Origin of the sequence: Tistrella mobilis (assembly GCF_039634785.1) — a bacterium.
Lineage (GTDB): Bacteria > Pseudomonadota > Alphaproteobacteria > Tistrellales > Tistrellaceae > Tistrella > Tistrella mobilis.
Window position 1 is genome coordinate 43194 of the sequence record NZ_JBBIAB010000018.1, and the last position, 14758, is coordinate 57951.

General features: G+C 69.3%; 13 protein-coding genes. 1 reads left to right on the forward strand and 12 read right to left on the reverse strand.

Going from position 1 to position 14758, the window contains the following annotated elements; genetic code table 11:
• The 10 genes from WI697_RS21055 to WI697_RS21100 all read right to left on the reverse strand — a co-directional run bounded on the left by WI697_RS21055 (position 1) and on the right by WI697_RS21100 (position 12032).
• Entirely contained in the window at positions 1-1386 is a 1386-nt protein-coding gene (locus WI697_RS21055; protein ID WP_062764693.1) for an SLC13 family permease, read from the reverse strand.
• A gap of 27 nt (positions 1387-1413) precedes the next feature.
• On the reverse strand, positions 1414-2325 hold the full coding sequence (locus WI697_RS21060; RefSeq protein ID WP_062764696.1) for a hydroxymethylglutaryl-CoA lyase: 912 nt from the start codon (positions 2323-2325) through the stop codon (positions 1414-1416).
• A gap of 26 nt (positions 2326-2351) precedes the next feature.
• Positions 2352-4373: an acetyl-CoA carboxylase biotin carboxylase subunit gene (locus tag WI697_RS21065; protein ID WP_062764699.1), complete on the reverse strand. Its 2022-nt coding sequence runs from the start codon at positions 4371-4373 to the stop codon at positions 2352-2354.
• A 63-nt stretch (positions 4374-4436) separates the two neighbouring features.
• On the reverse strand, positions 4437-5234 hold the full coding sequence (locus WI697_RS21070) for an enoyl-CoA hydratase/isomerase family protein (protein WP_062764701.1): 798 nt from the start codon (positions 5232-5234) through the stop codon (positions 4437-4439).
• Between the two features lie 51 nt (positions 5235-5285).
• Positions 5286-6893 (reverse strand): carboxyl transferase domain-containing protein, encoded by a 1608-nt coding sequence (locus WI697_RS21075; RefSeq protein WP_062764704.1) that lies wholly within the window; start codon positions 6891-6893, stop codon positions 5286-5288.
• A gap of 128 nt (positions 6894-7021) precedes the next feature.
• The gene (locus WI697_RS21080; RefSeq protein ID WP_345959838.1) at positions 7022-7624 is read right to left on the reverse strand and encodes a 2-hydroxychromene-2-carboxylate isomerase; all 603 of its coding nucleotides are present in this window, start codon (positions 7622-7624) and stop codon (positions 7022-7024) included.
• Between the two features lie 79 nt (positions 7625-7703).
• Complete coding sequence (locus WI697_RS21085; protein WP_062764709.1) at positions 7704-8837, reverse strand: acyl-CoA dehydrogenase; 1134 nt, start codon at positions 8835-8837, stop codon at positions 7704-7706.
• A gap of 190 nt (positions 8838-9027) precedes the next feature.
• Entirely contained in the window at positions 9028-10221 is a 1194-nt protein-coding gene (locus tag WI697_RS21090) for an acetyl-CoA C-acetyltransferase (protein ID WP_345959839.1), read from the reverse strand.
• A 95-nt stretch (positions 10222-10316) separates the two neighbouring features.
• Entirely contained in the window at positions 10317-11486 is a 1170-nt protein-coding gene (locus tag WI697_RS21095; RefSeq protein ID WP_062764714.1) for an isovaleryl-CoA dehydrogenase, read from the reverse strand.
• A gap of 57 nt (positions 11487-11543) precedes the next feature.
• Positions 11544-12032, reverse strand: coding sequence for a PaaI family thioesterase (locus tag WI697_RS21100; protein ID WP_062764716.1), 489 nt, complete (start codon positions 12030-12032; stop codon positions 11544-11546).
• 356 nt (positions 12033-12388) lie between these two features.
• Here WI697_RS21100 and WI697_RS21105 point away from each other — a divergent pair, with 356 nt between their 5' ends.
• Positions 12389-13294 (forward strand): LysR family transcriptional regulator, encoded by a 906-nt coding sequence (locus tag WI697_RS21105; RefSeq protein WP_014746096.1) that lies wholly within the window; start codon positions 12389-12391, stop codon positions 13292-13294.
• 21 nt (positions 13295-13315) lie between these two features.
• Here WI697_RS21105 and WI697_RS21110 read toward each other — a convergent pair whose 3' ends face one another.
• A complete protein-coding gene (locus WI697_RS21110; protein ID WP_345959840.1) occupies positions 13316-13645 on the reverse strand; it encodes a hypothetical protein in 330 nt (109 codons plus the stop codon).
• 68 nt (positions 13646-13713) lie between these two features.
• A complete protein-coding gene (locus tag WI697_RS21115) occupies positions 13714-14724 on the reverse strand; it encodes a GlxA family transcriptional regulator (protein WP_345959841.1) in 1011 nt (336 codons plus the stop codon).
• Between the last annotated feature and the right edge of the window lie 34 nt (positions 14725-14758).

Sequence of the window (14758 nt, forward strand, 5' to 3'; positions counted from 1 at the left end):
TCAGATCCGGCCCAGAACAGTCCACCATACGAGATCAAGCGGCCAGAGCAGCAGCATCGCCGCCAGCCCGAGCGCGATCATCGCCCGCGCCGCCGGGCCCTGGCCGATGCCCGACAGGCCAAGCGCCACGATCACCGGCGGCGACTGATAGGGCAGCAGGGCGGTGGAAAAGCCCAGCGCCTGGGTCATCAGCACCGTGTCGAGCGACAGCCCGGTCGCCTCCGCCAGCCGGGCGGCCAGCGGTGTCAGGATCGCAGGCGTGCCGTGCAGAGAGCCCAGCAGCCCGACCACGGTCGAGATCAGCCCCAGCTTGTAGACGTTGAGCGCATCGGCCCCGGGCTCGAAGCCGGCGAGATCGATCATCACCCCGCCCATGGCATCCCCCAGCCCCGCGGCCGAGATCACGGCCCCCAGCGACAGCATGGCGGCGATGAAGATCAGCGTGCCGACCGGCAGGCCGGTGCGGATGAAATCCGCCGGCACCAGGCGCAGGCCGGGGGTCAGGATCAGGGCCGCGGCCGAAAGCCCGACCCAGGCCGGCTTCAGCCCGTGCAGCCAGTCGGTCGCCCAAAGCGCCAGCGTTGCGCCCAGGATCAGCGCCAGCCGGCCCAGCGCCCGCGGATCGGCCGCCGCACCCGGCGCCATCGCGCCGGCCTCCCGCGGCGGCGGGGCGGGAAACAGCCGCACCAGCAGCACCACCAGCAGCACCGCCTTCAGGATGCCCAGCACCGGGAAATGCAGCGCCAGCCAGCCGCCATAGCTGAAATGATGGTCGTAGAGCGTTTCCGCCGCACCGGTCAGGATCATGTTCGGCACATTGGCCGGCAGAATGCCGAAGGGCGGAAAGAAGGTGCCCAGCGCCGCCGCCATCACCAGCCCGGTGCGGCCGGGATGGCCGGCGTCATAGCCCGCGCGCTCGGCCAGGGCCAGCGCGATCGGCACCAGCAGCGCCACCCGCCCCACCGCGGCCGGCACCAGAAAGGCGAGCAGCACGCCCGCCGCCACCATGCCGGCGATCAGCGCCGCGTAAGACGTGCCGAACACGCCCGCCGCCTGGCGGGCCAGACGGTCGGCCAGCCCCGCATGGCGCGCCGCCGCCCCGAAAACGAGGCCCGAGAGCACCAGCCAGAAGGCCCCGGAATGGAAGCCCGAAAACACCGTGTCGGGTGGTGCCACCCCCAGGATGGCGGCCCCGGCGAAGAACAGGATCGCGGCATAGGCCTCGGGTGCTGCCGCGGTCGCCACCAGCACCAGCATGGCGAGGGCGAGCCCGCCCGCCTGCCAGGCGGGGGCCACATCCCCGAAAATCCAGGGGGCGATCACGGCAAGCAGAAGCCCTGCCGCCGAGACGATCGGCGGCAGGGCGGCTGATATCGGGCCCGGCATTCTGCGTGGAGCGGCGGACACGGCCGGTCAGGCCGCCTCGCATTTCGCGCGCAGGGCGCGCGACACCCGCCCTGCCGGCGGCCGGCCCAGCTGGTCCGAGATGAACCAGCCGGCCTGCAGCACCGCATCGAAATCGATGCCGGTACGGATGCCCATGCCGTTCAGCATATAGAGCACGTCCTCGGTCGCGACATTGCCGGTCGCCCCCTTGGCATAGGGGCAGCCGCCGAGACCCGCGACCGAGGCATCGACCACGGCGATGCCTTCTTCCAGCGCCGCCAGGATATTGGCCAGGGCCTGGCCATAGGTGTCGTGGAAGTGCACCGCCAGCCGGTCGCGCGGCACCACGGCCGAAACGGTGTCGATCAGCGTCTTCACCTTGCCGGCGGTGCCGGTGCCGATCGTGTCGCCCAGCGAGACCTCGTAGCAGCCCATCTCGTAGAGCGCCTTCGACACCTCGGCCACCTTCGCCGGGTCGATCTCGCCCTCATAGGGGCAGCCGAGCACGCAGGACACATAGCCGCGCACCTGGGCGCCGGCCTCGCGCGCCCGCTCCACCACCGGGCGGAAGCGCTCAAGGCTTTCGGCGATGGTGCAGTTGATGTTGCGCTTGCTGAAGGCTTCCGATGCGGCGCCGAACACCGCGACCTCGTCGGCCCCCACCTCCAATGCGGACTCGAGCCCCTTCAGATTGGGGGTCAGCACGGGGTAGCGGGTGCCCGGGCGCCGGGTCAGGCCGCGCATCACCTCGGCATGATCGGCCATCTGCGGCACCCATTTCGGGCTGACGAAGGCGGTCGCCTCCACCGCGGGCAGGCCGGCCGCGGCCAGACGCTCGATCAGCTCGATCTTCACGGCCGTGGGCACGACCTCCTTCTCGTTCTGCAGGCCGTCGCGTGCGCCGACCTCGACGATCCGGACCTCGGAAGGCAGGGCCATGATCTCGTCCTCCGTCTGGAATTGCCTCACGCCTTGGCCTCGGCGGGGGCGAAGGCGATCAGCTCCGCCCCGTCCTCGACCAGGTCGCCCGCGGCATAATGGACCGCCTCGACCGTTCCGTCGACCGGGGCGGCGATGGTGTGTTCCATCTTCATCGCCTCCAGCACGATCAGCGGCGTGCCCTTGGTGACCGCGGCACCCGCCTCGGTCAGCACCTGCACCACCTTGCCCGGCATCGGCGCCACCAGCCGGCCGCCGCCCGCGCCCTCGTCACCCGTGAAGGCGAAGGGATCGAAGCGGTCGATCGCGGCATGCTCCCCCGCCGCCCAGACATGCACCCGGGCCCCGACCTCGGCGACCCGGGCGGTGAAGCGATGGCCGTCCAGATCGACGATCATCCGGCCGTCGGCCTCGATCGTGGCGCGGACCGGCCGTTCCGGCCCCTCGCCCACCGACACGCCATAGCCGGCGGCATGGAAATGCACCCGCACGGCGATTTCGCGTTCGCCGTCGCGGAAATGGTCGTCGACATGGCTGACCGCGTTCATCCGCCAGCCATCGGCGATCGCCCAGGGGCTGTGCGGATCGCTGGATGCCGCCGCCCGTTCCGCCGTCGCGCCGGCCAGCACCAGCAGCCGGTGGAGCGCCGCCGTCGCCAGCACCCGGTCCGAGACCGGCACCGGCCCGGGCAGCAGATCGGCGCGGTGCCGCTCGATGAAGCGGGTGTCGAGTTCCGCGGCGGCGAAGGCCGGATGGGCCGCCACCCGGCGCAGGAAGGCGAGATTGGTCTTCAGGCCCGCCACCTCGTAATCGGCCAGCGCCGCCTGCAGCCGCCGGATCGCCTCGTCCCGGTCGGCGCCGTGCACGATCAGCTTGGCGATCATCGGGTCGTAATGGATCGACACCTCGTCGCCGGCACGGACACCGCTGTCGACCCGGACCCCCGGCCCCATGGGCGGCACCAGATGGGCCAGCCGGCCGGTCGCCGGCAGGAAGTCGCCGTCGGGATCCTCGGCATAGAGCCGGACCTCGATCGCATGGCCATTGATGGTCAGCTCGTCCTGGGCCAGCGGCAGCGGCCGGCCATCGGCCACCTGCAGCTGCCAGTCGACGAGATCCTGGCCGGTGATCGCCTCGGTCACCGGATGCTCGACCTGCAGGCGGGTGTTCATCTCCATGAAATAGAAGGCGCCCTTGCCCTCGGGCGAGGCGTCGACGATGAACTCCACCGTGCCGGCACCGACATAGCCGATCGCCTGGGCCGCCTTCACCGCCGCCTCGCCCATGGCGCGGCGGGTCGCCTCGTCCATGCCCGGCGCCGGGGCCTCTTCCACCACCTTCTGATGGCGGCGCTGGATCGAACAGTCGCGCTCGAACAGATAGACCGCCTGGCCGCTCTGATCGGCGAAGACCTGGATTTCGATATGACGCGGCGTCACCAGATATTTTTCGATCAGCACCCGGTCGTCGCCGAAGCTCGCCGCCGCCTCGCGCTTGGCACCGGCCAGGGCCGCGGGGAATTCCGCCTCGGAATGCACCGCGCGCATGCCCTTGCCGCCGCCGCCGGCGGTGGCCTTGATCAGCACCGGCCAGCCGATCCGGCGGGCTTCCGACAGCAGCAGCTCCGGATCCTGATCCTCGCCGTGATAGCCGGGCACCAGCGGCACGCCGGCCTTTTCCATGATCCGCTTGGCGGCGCTCTTCGATCCCATCGCCCGGATGGCATCGGCGGGCGGGCCGATGAACACCACGCCGGCCGCGGCGCAGGCCTCGGCGAAGGCGTCGTTTTCGGACAGGAAGCCATAACCCGGGTGGATCGCCTGGGCGCCGGTGTCGCGGGCCGCCTTCAGGATCAGATCCGCCTTCAGGTAGCTGTCGCGCGCCGGCGCGGGCCCCAGCAGCACCGCCTCGTCGGCCATTTCGACATGGGCGGCGTTGCGGTCGGCCTCGGAACAGACCGCCACCGTGGCGATGCCGAGCCGGCGGCAGGTGCGGATCACGCGGCAGGCGATCTCACCGCGGTTGGCGATCAGGACTTTGCCGAACATGCGTGTCGGTCCCCGGTTCTGAAGTCTTGGCGTGAATGACGGAAGCGGCGGGTGTGTCGGGCGTCAGCCGCGCCAGGACGGCGTGCGCTTCTCAAGGAAGGCGGTCAGCCCCTCGCGCCCCTCGTCCGAGGCGCGGCGGTCGGCGATGCGGGCGGCGGTATCGGCCACCAGCGCGTCGTCGATCGGCCGGCCGGCAACCGCAAAGGCGAGATCCTTGGCGGCGGCCATGGCCTCGGGGCCGTTGGCGAGCATCAGCTGCACCAGCCGCTCGCCGGCCGCCTCCAGTTCCTCGGCGGCCACCACCTCGTGGATCAGCCCGATCTCGCGCGCCCGGTCGGCATCGATCGCCTCGGCGGTCACGAACAGCCGCCGGGCCCAGCGCAGGCCGATCGCGTTGATCACATAGGGGCTGATCACCGCCGGGATGATGCCGAGCTTGACCTCGGTCAGCGCGAATTTGGCCCTGGGCGTCGCGATCACGATGTCGCAGGCCGCAACCAGCCCCACGCCCCCGCCATAGGCCGCGCCCTGAACCAGGGCGACGGTCGGCTTGGACAGGTCGTTGAGCGCGCGGACCATCGCCCCCAGCTGGCCGGCATCGGCAAGGTTCTCCTCGCGGCCATAGCCGGCCATGCGCCGCATCCAGTTCAGGTCGGCACCGGCCGAGAAGCTCTTGCCCTCGGCGGCCAGCACCACCACCCGCACCGCGGGATCGGCATCCAGCGCCCGGAAGATCCGGGTCAGTTCCGCGATCAGCTTGTCGTCGAAGGCGTTGTGGATCTCGGGCCGCGCCATGGTGACGCGTGCGACACCCCGGTCATCGGTCGAGACGACCACGGCAACGGGAGAGGTATCGGTCATCGTCCGGGCATCCTCGATTGGCTGTGTGGCAGGGACGGAGGCGGGCGTCCGTCACATGCGGAACACGCCGAAGCGCGTCTGCTCGATGGGTGCGTTGAGCGAGGCGGACAGCCCCAGCCCCAGCACCCGGCGGGTGTCGGCCGGGTCGACGATGCCGTCGTCCCACAGCCGCGCCGAGGAATAATAGGGGTGGCCCTGAACCTCGTACTGCTCGCGGATCGGCGCCTTGAAGGCGTCCTCCTCGGCCGGATCCCACGCCTGACCGCGCTTTTCCATGGCGTCGCGCTTCACCTGGGCCAGCACGCTCGCCGCCTGCTCGCCGCCCATCACCGAGATGCGGGCATTGGGCCACATCCACAGGAAGCGCGGGCTGTAGGCGCGGCCGCACATGCCGTAATTGCCGGCGCCGAAGCTGCCGCCGATCAGCATGGTGAATTTCGGCACCTGGGCGCAGGCCACCGCGGTCACCATCTTGGCGCCGTCCTTGGCGATGCCGCCGCTTTCGTATTTCCGCCCGACCATGAAGCCGGTGATGTTCTGCAGGAACATCAGCGGAATGCCGCGCTGGGCGCAGAGTTCGATGAAATGCGCGCCCTTCTGGGCCGATTCCGAGAACAGGATGCCGTTATTGGCGACGATGCCGACCGGATAGCCGTAAAGATGGGCGAAGCCGGTGACCAGGGTCGTGCCGTAGAGCGCCTTGAACTCGTCGAATTCCGAGCCGTCGACCACGCGGGCGATCACCTCGCGCACGTCATAGGGCTTGCGGGAATCGCGCGGGATGATGCCGCCCAGCTCCGACGGGTCGTAGGCCGGATCGCGGGGCGTGGCCAGCGCCAGCGAGGCGGGCTTGCGCCAGTTCAGATCGGCCACGATCCGCCGGGCGATCTCCAGCGCATGGGCGTCGTTCTGGGCATAGTGGTCGGTCACGCCCGAGATGCGGGAATGCACGTCGGCGCCGCCCAGGTCCTCGGCCGTCACCACCTCGCCGGTGGCGGCCTTCACCAGCGGCGGGCCGCCCAGGAAGATGGTGCCCTGGTTGCGGACGATGATGGTCTCGTCCGACATCGCCGGCACATAGGCGCCGCCTGCGGTGCACGAGCCCATCACCACCGCGATCTGCGGGATGCCCATGGCCGACATATTGGCCTGGTTGTAGAAGATCCGGCCGAAATGTTCCTTGTCGGGGAAGACCTCGTCCTGCTGCGGCAGGTTGGCGCCGCCGCTGTCGACCAGATAGATGCAGGGCAGCCGGTTCTGCATCGCCACTTCCTGGGCGCGCAGATGCTTCTTCACCGTCATCGGGTAATAGGTGCCGCCCTTGACCGTGGCGTCATTGGCGACGATCACGCATTCCACGCCCGACACCCGGCCGATGCCGGTGATGATGCCGGCGCCCGGAATGTTTTCGCCATACATGCCGAAGGCCGCGAACTGCGACAGCTCCAGAAAGGGCGAGCCGGGATCGAGCAGCGCCCGCACGCGGTCGCGCGGCAGCAGCTTGCCGCGTGAGACATGGCGCTGCCGCGCCGCCTCGCCGCCGCCCGCCGCAATCCCGGCGACCTTGGCCTTCAGGTCGTCGACCTGGGCACGCATATGGGCGGCATTGTCGCGGAACTCGTCGGAGCGGGTGTTCACCGCGCTTCTGATCTGTCGCATGGCAGGCAGGTTCCCGGACGTCTAGGACTGAGGACGGAGACGGACTGAAGACAGGGTCCGACTGAAGACGGAGCCAGACTGAAGACGGGGTCAGGCAGCCGTGGCCGGATGGCGGTGGTCGGGCATGCTCACCAGCCGCCGGTTTCCAGCCAGCGATCCACCTGCGGCAGACGGTCGGCCCCGAAGAAGGGCTCGCCATCGACCAGGAAGAAGGGGCTGCCGAAAACCCCGCGCGCCACCGCGGCATCGCCGGCGGCACGGAGCTTCGCCTTGATCTCGTCGGAGCCGAGGGCGGCTAGGCAGGCCTCGCGGTCGAACCCGGCCTCGGCGGCGGTATCGGCAACGGCTTCCGGCGTCACCGGGCCGGTATCGGTCACGAAGACCTTGTCGTAGATCTTCAGCGCCAGACGCTTCGCGCCCTCCTGATCGATCGCATCGGCCCAATAGAAGGCGCGCGAGGCGGCGACCGGATTGAACGGGAAGGTCGACGGCATGTTGAGCGGCAGCCCGGCCAGCCTGGCGGAGCGCATGAAATCGCGCCGGGCATAGGGACCCTTCAGCGGATCCTCGATCGCGGCGCGGGTGCCGGTCAGCTTGAACACCGCGCCCACCAGGAAGGGGTGCCAGCGCACCGCCCGGCCGTGGCGGCCGGCCACGTCCTCGATCCGGTGGGCGGCGATATAGCCATAGGGCGAGGTGAAGTCGAAATAGAAGTCGATCGGCTCGGCCATGGTCGGGGCGTCTCCTCCGCACCGGTGGCGCCGGGTCTTGTGCGGCCCGGTCGCCCCCTCGTTTCGATCAGTCCGGCACTCAGGCGGCGAGCGCGCGGGCAATCACCAGCCGCTGAATGTCGCTGGTGCCCTCGTAAATCTGGCAGACGCGGACATCACGGTAAATCCGCTCCACCGGATACTCGGCCAGATAGCCATAGCCGCCCAGCGTCTGGATCGCCGACGAGCACACCCGCTCCGCCATCTCTGACGCGAAGAGCTTGGCCATCGAGGCCTCCTTCAGGCAGGGCAGGCCGGCATCGCGCATCTGGGCCGCGCGCACCACCATCAGCCGCGCCGCTTCCACCTGGGTCGCCATGTCGGCCAGGCGGAACGACACCGCCTGATGCTCGAAGATCTTCACGCCGAAGCTCTCGCGCTCCTGGGCGTACTGCACCGCATAGTCCAGCGCCGCCCGCGCCATGCCGACCGACTGGGACGCGATGCCGATGCGGCCGCCTTCCAGGTTCGACAGCGCGATTCTGTACCCCTCGCCCGGCTTGCCGAGCATCAGATCGGGGGTGAGCTTAAGATCCTCGAAGATGATCTGGCAGGTGTCGGAGGCGTGCTGGCCCAGCTTTTCCTCCACCCGTCCGACCTTATAGCCGGGGGTGTCGGTCGGCACGATGAAGGCCGAGATGCCCTTCTTGCCCGCCGCCGGGTCGGTCACCGCAAACACGATGGCGACATCGGCATTGGCGCCCGAGGTGATGAACTGCTTGGTGCCGTTCAGCGACCAGACGCCGTTTTCGAACACCGCCCGGGTCTTGAGCGCGCTTGCATCCGATCCGGCCTGGGGCTCGGTCAGGCAGAAGGCGCCGATCTTGCGCCCCTGGGCCATATCGGGCAGGAAGCGGCGCTTCTGCTCGTCGGTGCCGAATTTCAGGATCGGCATGCAGCCGACCGAGGTATGCACGCTCATGATGGTCGAGGTGGCGCCGTCACCGGCGGCGATCTCTTCGATCGCCAGCGCATAGGACACGTTGTCGGCGCCGGCCCCGCCCCATTCCTCGGGCACGATCATGCCGAGCAGGCCAAGTTCGCCCATCTTGGCCAGCGCCTCGCGCGGGAAGGCGTGTTCGCGGCTCCACTCGGCGGCATGGGGGAGCAATTCGCTCTGGGCGAAGTCCCGCGCCATGTCGCGGATCATCTTCTGCTCTTCGGTGAGGATCATCGAAAGCGCTCCGGCAGATGGTCTCGTCGGGCTTGACCGCCGCCACCGGCCAGTGGGGACCGGGGGTCGGGCCGCATCGGACGGCGGCGGCGGGGCCGGCGGCGACAGGCTGGAGAGGGGGTGGGGATGCCTGTCGCCGCGATCGGATCCGGCCGGCCGCATCCCTGCGGCGGCCGGGCATGGCGTCTGGTCAGTTCATCAGCTCGACGGCCATGGCGGTCGCTTCGCCGCCGCCGATGCACAGGCTGGCCACGCCACGGGTCATGCCGTTGCGCTTCAGGCCGTTGAGCAGGGTCACCAGGATGCGCGCGCCCGAGGCCCCGATCGGGTGGCCCAGGGCGCAGGCGCCACCATAGATGTTCACCCGCTCGTGGTCGAGATCCAGCTCCTTCATCGCCGCCATGGTGACGACCGCGAAGGCCTCGTTGATCTCGTAGAGGTCGACATCCTTCGCCGACCAGCCGGTCCTGGCGAAGAGCTTGTTCATGGCACCGATCGGCGCGGTGGTGAACCAGGCCGGCTCCTGGGCATGGGTCGCATGGCCGAGGATCCGGGCGAGCGGGGTCAGGCCGCGACGCTCGGCTTCCGAGGCCCGCATCAGCACCAGCGCCGCGGCCCCGTCGGAAATCGACGACGAATTCGCGGCCGTCACCGTGCCGTCCTTGGCGAAGGCCGGGCGCAGGGTCGGGATCTTGTCGAGATTGGCCTTGCGCGGCTGCTCGTCGATGCCGATCTCGACCGTGCCGCCGCGGGTCTTGACGCTGACCGGGGTGATCTCGACCGCGGCGCTGCCGTCCTCGCCCGCCTTCTGGGCGCGCTTCAGCGAGGTGATCGCGAAGTCGTCCTGCGATTCGCGGGTGAACTGGTAATGGCGGGCGGTGTCCTCGGCGAAGGTGCCCATCAGGCGGCCCTTGTCGTAGGCATCCTCCAGCCCGTCCAGGAACATGTGATCCATCACCCGGCCATGGCCCATGCGATAGCCGCCACGGGCCTTGTCGAGCAGATAGGGGGCGTTGGTCATGCTCTCCATGCCGCCGGCCACCATCACGGTGTTGGACCCGGCCAGCAGCTGGTCATGGGCGAACATGGCGGCCTTCATGCCCGAGCCGCACATCTTGTTGATGGTGGTGCAGCCGGCATCCAGCGGCAGGCCGGCGCCGAGCGAGGCCTGACGGGCGGGCGCCTGGCCCTGGCCGGCGGGCAGCACGCAGCCCATCACCACTTCCTCGACATCGGCGGCATCGACGCCGGCGCGGGTCAGGGCCGCGCGGATCGCCGCGGCACCCAGTTCGGAAGCGGTCAGGTCCTTAAGCTCGCCCTGGAAGCCGCCCATGGGCGTGCGGGCGGCGCCGACGATGACGATCGGATCGGTGGCGGTGGTCATGACGTCTGCTCTCCTCGATCTCTCTTATCGCGGGCCCCTGCACGGGCAGCGCGCCCCGCCGGCCGTCATCGGCCGGCGCGGGCTGCCCCCATCGGTCACGCCGTCTCGCCGAACAGCTCGCGGCCGATCAGCATGCGGCGGATCTCGGACGTGCCGGCGCCGATCTCGTAGAGCTTGGCGTCGCGCAGCAGGCGCCCCGTGGGATAATCGTTGATATAGCCGTTGCCGCCCAGGGCCTGGATCGCTTCCAGCGCCATCCAGGTCGCCTTTTCCGCCGCGTAGAGGATGGCGCCGGCGGCATCCTTGCGCGTGGTCTCACCCCGGTCGCAGGCTTTGGCCACAGAGTAGACATAGGCGCGGGTGGCGCTCAGCGTCACATACATGTCCGCGAGCTTGCCCTGCATCAGCTGGAATTCGCCGATCGGGCGGCCGAACTGCTTGCGCTCGTGGACATAGGGCAGCACCACGTCCATGCAGGACTGCATGATGCCGAGCGGGCCGGCGGCCAGCACCGCGCGCTCGTAGTCGAGCCCGCTCATCAGCACATGGACGCCCTTGTTCACGCCGCCCAGCACGTTCTCTTCCGGCACCTCGCAATCCTCGAACACCAGCTCGCCGGTGTTGGAGCCGCGCATGCCCAGCTTGTCGAGCTTCTGGGCGACCGAGAAGCCCTTGAAGCCCTTCTCGATCAGGAAGGCGGTGATGCCGCGCGGGCCCGCTTCCGGATCGGTCTTGGCATAGACCACCAGCGTGTCGGCATCGGGGCCGTTGGTGATCCACATCTTGGTGCCGTTCAGGACGTAGCGGTCGCCCTTCTTCTCGGCCTTCAGCCGCATCGAGACGACGTCGGAGCCGGCGCCGGGCTCGCTCATCGCCAGCGCCCCCACATGATCGCCCGAGATCAGCTTGGGCAGATAGCGCCGCTTCTGTTCTTCATTGCCGTTGCGGCTGATCTGGTTGACGCAGAGATTGCTGTGCGCACCGTAAGAAAGACCCACCGAGGCCGAGCCGCGGCTGATCTCTTCCATCGCGATCACATGTTCCAGATAGCCGAGACCGGTGCCGCCGTATTCCTCTTCGGCGGTCATGCCGAGCAGGCCCAGATCGCCCATCTTCTTCCACAGGTCGGCCGGGAAGTCGTTGGTCTGGTCGATCTCCGCCGCGCGCGGCGCGATCTCCTGGGCCGAGAAGCTGGTCACGGTCTGACGCAGCATGTCGGCGGTCTCGCCCAGATCGAAGTTCAGCGTCGGATAGTTCGACAGCATCTGGATCGTCTCCCTTGGATCCCGACCGGGCGCCCTGGGCGGCACGGAAGGGGTGACTCAGGCTTCGCCAACCTCGATCAGCGTCGATTGAGAGGCGGCGCAGAAAACCGGCCGGCCGTCGCGATCGCCGAACACGTCGCATTGCGCGACCGACAGCGTCCGCCCCGACCGGAGCACCCGGGCACGCGCGATCAGCTTGCGGCCGACCGCCGGCGCCATCAGGTTCAGCTTGTATTCGACCGTCAGCACGCGGGTCTGGGGCCGCATCAGGGTATGGCAGGCATAGCCGCAGGCACTGTCGGCAACCGCGCCGACGATGCCGCCGTGATAGAAACCGTCCTGCTGGGTCACCATCTCGGACCAGGGCAGCTCGATCTCGCAGATCCCCGGGGCACAGACGGTCATGACCGCACCGATGGTGCGCATGATCGCCTGCGCGTCGAAGCTCGCCCGGACGCGTGCCTCGAAATCGGGATCCTGGACCCGGAACTCCGGCAGCTCATGTGCCGGCAAAAGGCGCTCGGCCTCGGCCAGGGTGATGGTCATGGGCGGTCACTCCCTCTTCCCTCGGGATCGTTCCGACATGCCCGGCCGGCACCCGCTGGTGCGGCCGCGTGTTCCCGGCATGAAAGGTCGTGTCCATCGAGGCTTCCCGGGCCTCCGTCTTAAGGTGCGGCAGCTCCGGTTCGGGTCGAACCATAGCAGTGGCTCGCCCATAGACGAAATTGTATCTTTTCATGCGACGCATCGATAGCGTCTATATGTATGGCCCTCGCCGGGCGGGCGTGTCCACGCCCTTGGCCGCCGCCTCAATGGCGGCTGGGGGAGGCTCGCGCCTCCCCGAGCTGGTTGGCGGGGCCTGATCATGCCATCGCAGTGGCAGCTTCCATCGGACGGGTAGCGTGGACCTGTATCAGATCCGGTATTTTCTGGCGGTGGCGGAGACCGGCAGCTTTACCAAGGCGGCGGAGCGGGTGTTCGTGACCCAGCCGACCCTGTCGGCCGGCATCCGCAAGCTCGAGGACGGGCTCGGCACGCCGCTCTTCATCCGCCGGGCGCGGCGGGTGGAGTTGACCGAGGCGGGGCAGCGGTTTCAGCCCCATGCGCGGGTGATCCTGCAGGAGGCGGCGATCGCCGAGCAGGCGGCGCGGCGCGGTGCCGATCGGCAGGGTTTCCGGCTGGGCGTGCTCAAGACCCTGCCGGTAGAGCGGATCGCGGCCCTGCTCACCCAGTTCGCCGACGGCCAGCGCGATGTCGATGTCGATCTGTTCGAGGGCACGGTGCCCGAGATCGACGAAGCGCTCACCGCCGGCCGGATCGATGCCGCCATCACCCGCATCGCCGACGATGCCGACCGCGCCCAGGCGGCGCCCCTGTTCCGCGACCGCTATCGCATCGCCGTGTCGGAGCGCAACCCGCTCGCCCGGCGCAGCCAGCTGCGCATCCCCGAACTCGACGGCCTGCCCTTCATCCTCAGGCGGCATTGCGAGCTGATGGGCGACATCCGGCGCAATTTCCTGGCCGGCGGCGCCCGTCCGCGCATCGTCCACCGCTCCACCCAGGATGAATGGACCGTGGCCCTGGTCGCCGCCGATCTGGGGCTCGCTTTGATGCCGCAGAGCTTCGAGCGGCCGGGCATCGCCATGATCCCGATCATCGATTACGAGCCGACCCGGCTGATCGGCCTGGCCTGGCATGGCGCGCCCGACGAGGCGACCACCCTGTTCCGTGCCTTCGCCGCCTCTCACGACTGGCATGCCGGCAGCTCGGCGCCGGTGCCGCAGGTGGCCGCCGGGTGGATGCGCTGACGCCCCCACCCGGCATGCCGGTCATTCAGTGATCGTATAGGTGCCGAGGTCGCAGAGATTCTGCGTGTCTTCCAGCGGTTCCAGATCGCCGCCGCCGAATTCGAACCGCATGTCGTATTTGCAGACATTGCGATCGTCCTTGAAGCGGATGGTCTTCTGCTTGCCGGGCTGGATCACCCCGTCGCCCAGCATGTCTTCCTCCCAGTCGTCCTCGCCCACCGGCGAGGTGTAGAACGCCTCCACCACCGACTTCGTCTTGTTCACAATCGTCAGAGAGAAGGTGTTGGCGGCTGCCGTCCCGCTCCAGGCGGTCAGGGCCATCAGCGCCGCAATGCGCAGCACGGTCTTCATGTCGTCCTCGATTCTGTCTCACGAGGTTTCGGAACGCGGCGCCGATATGCGGTGCCGCATGCCGCACGTTACAGCCTTGGCCCACCGGCCGCCATCCCGCGATTTTCAAGGCCGTTTCCGAAACGTGACCGGTATGCCTCAGGCGTCACGCCCAGCCGTCTGAGAAAGGCGCGGCGCATCCGCTCGTCATCGCCGAAACCGCTGCGGACCGCCACGGATTTGATCGAGGCGGCCCCCGCCTCCAGCGCCCGGCGGGCCGCATCCAGCCGCATGCCCTCCACCCAGCGCGCCGGCGTTTCGCCCACTTCCGCAAGGAAGGCGCGCGAAAAGGCCCTGAGGCTCATCCCCGCCCGTTCGGCAAGCGCCGGCACCGTCAGGTCGGCGGCCGGATCGGCGGTCGCCTGGATGCGCAGCTGCAGGAAGCCGCCTTCGGGCGCGGTCACCGGCTCGGGCACCAGCGGGCTGAACTGCGACTGGCCGCCCGGCCGGCGCAGGAACACCACCAGCTGGCGCGCCACCGCCCGGGCCAGGGCCTGGCCTTCATCCGCCTCCACCAGCGCCAGCGCCAGATCGATGCCGGCGGTGATGCCGGCCGAGGTCCAGACCGGCCCGTCCTGCACCCAGATCTGATCGGGTTCCAGCTGCACCGCCGGGAAGCGCCGCCGGAACTCCGCCGTCCGGCACCAGTGGGTGGTGGCGCGGCGCCCCTCCAGCAGGCCGGCCGCCGCCAGCAGCAACGCGCCAGAACAGACCGAGGCCACCCGCTCCGCCCGTCCCGCCCCGGTTTTCAGCAGGTCGAGGAAATCCGCATCCCGGCCGGCGGCATTCACCCCGTCGCCGCCGGCAACGACCAGGGTATGCGGCCGGGCCTCTCTCAGCACCGCGGCCGGCTCTGCCAGCAGCTGCATGCCCGATGTGGTCTCGACCGCCCCGCCCGCCCCCGCCGCATGGCGCAGCCGATAGGGCGCCGCCCGCCCGCCCAGCCGGGCCAGATCATTGGCGGTCGCAAAAACCTGGAAGGGGCCGGTCACGTCCAGAAGCTGGGCGCCGGGGAAGCTCAGGAACAGGATCTCGCGCATCGGCGCCCTCCGCGAACAGGCCGTCGACCGAGCT

Bases quoted from the DNA above. Each gene is read 5' to 3' on its own strand.
- WI697_RS21055 (WP_062764693.1), bottom strand. From the start codon at position 1,386: ATGCCGGGCCCGATATCAGCCGCCCTGCCGCCGATCGTCTCGGCGGCA.
- WI697_RS21060 (WP_062764696.1), bottom strand. From the start codon at position 2,325: ATGGCCCTGCCTTCCGAGGTCCGGATCGTCGAGGTCGGCGCACGCGAC.
- WI697_RS21065 (WP_062764699.1), bottom strand. From the start codon at position 4,373: ATGTTCGGCAAAGTCCTGATCGCCAACCGCGGTGAGATCGCCTGCCGC.
- WI697_RS21070 (WP_062764701.1), bottom strand. From the start codon at position 5,234: ATGACCGATACCTCTCCCGTTGCCGTGGTCGTCTCGACCGATGACCGG.
- WI697_RS21075 (WP_062764704.1), bottom strand. From the start codon at position 6,893: ATGCGACAGATCAGAAGCGCGGTGAACACCCGCTCCGACGAGTTCCGC.
- WI697_RS21080 (WP_345959838.1), bottom strand. From the start codon at position 7,624: ATGGCCGAGCCGATCGACTTCTATTTCGACTTCACCTCGCCCTATGGC.
- WI697_RS21085 (WP_062764709.1), bottom strand. From the start codon at position 8,837: ATGATCCTCACCGAAGAGCAGAAGATGATCCGCGACATGGCGCGGGAC.
- WI697_RS21090 (WP_345959839.1), bottom strand. From the start codon at position 10,221: ATGACCACCGCCACCGATCCGATCGTCATCGTCGGCGCCGCCCGCACG.
- WI697_RS21095 (WP_062764714.1), bottom strand. From the start codon at position 11,486: ATGCTGTCGAACTATCCGACGCTGAACTTCGATCTGGGCGAGACCGCC.
- WI697_RS21100 (WP_062764716.1), bottom strand. From the start codon at position 12,032: ATGACCATCACCCTGGCCGAGGCCGAGCGCCTTTTGCCGGCACATGAG.
- WI697_RS21110 (WP_345959840.1), bottom strand. From the start codon at position 13,645: ATGAAGACCGTGCTGCGCATTGCGGCGCTGATGGCCCTGACCGCCTGG.
- WI697_RS21115 (WP_345959841.1), bottom strand. From the start codon at position 14,724: ATGCGCGAGATCCTGTTCCTGAGCTTCCCCGGCGCCCAGCTTCTGGAC.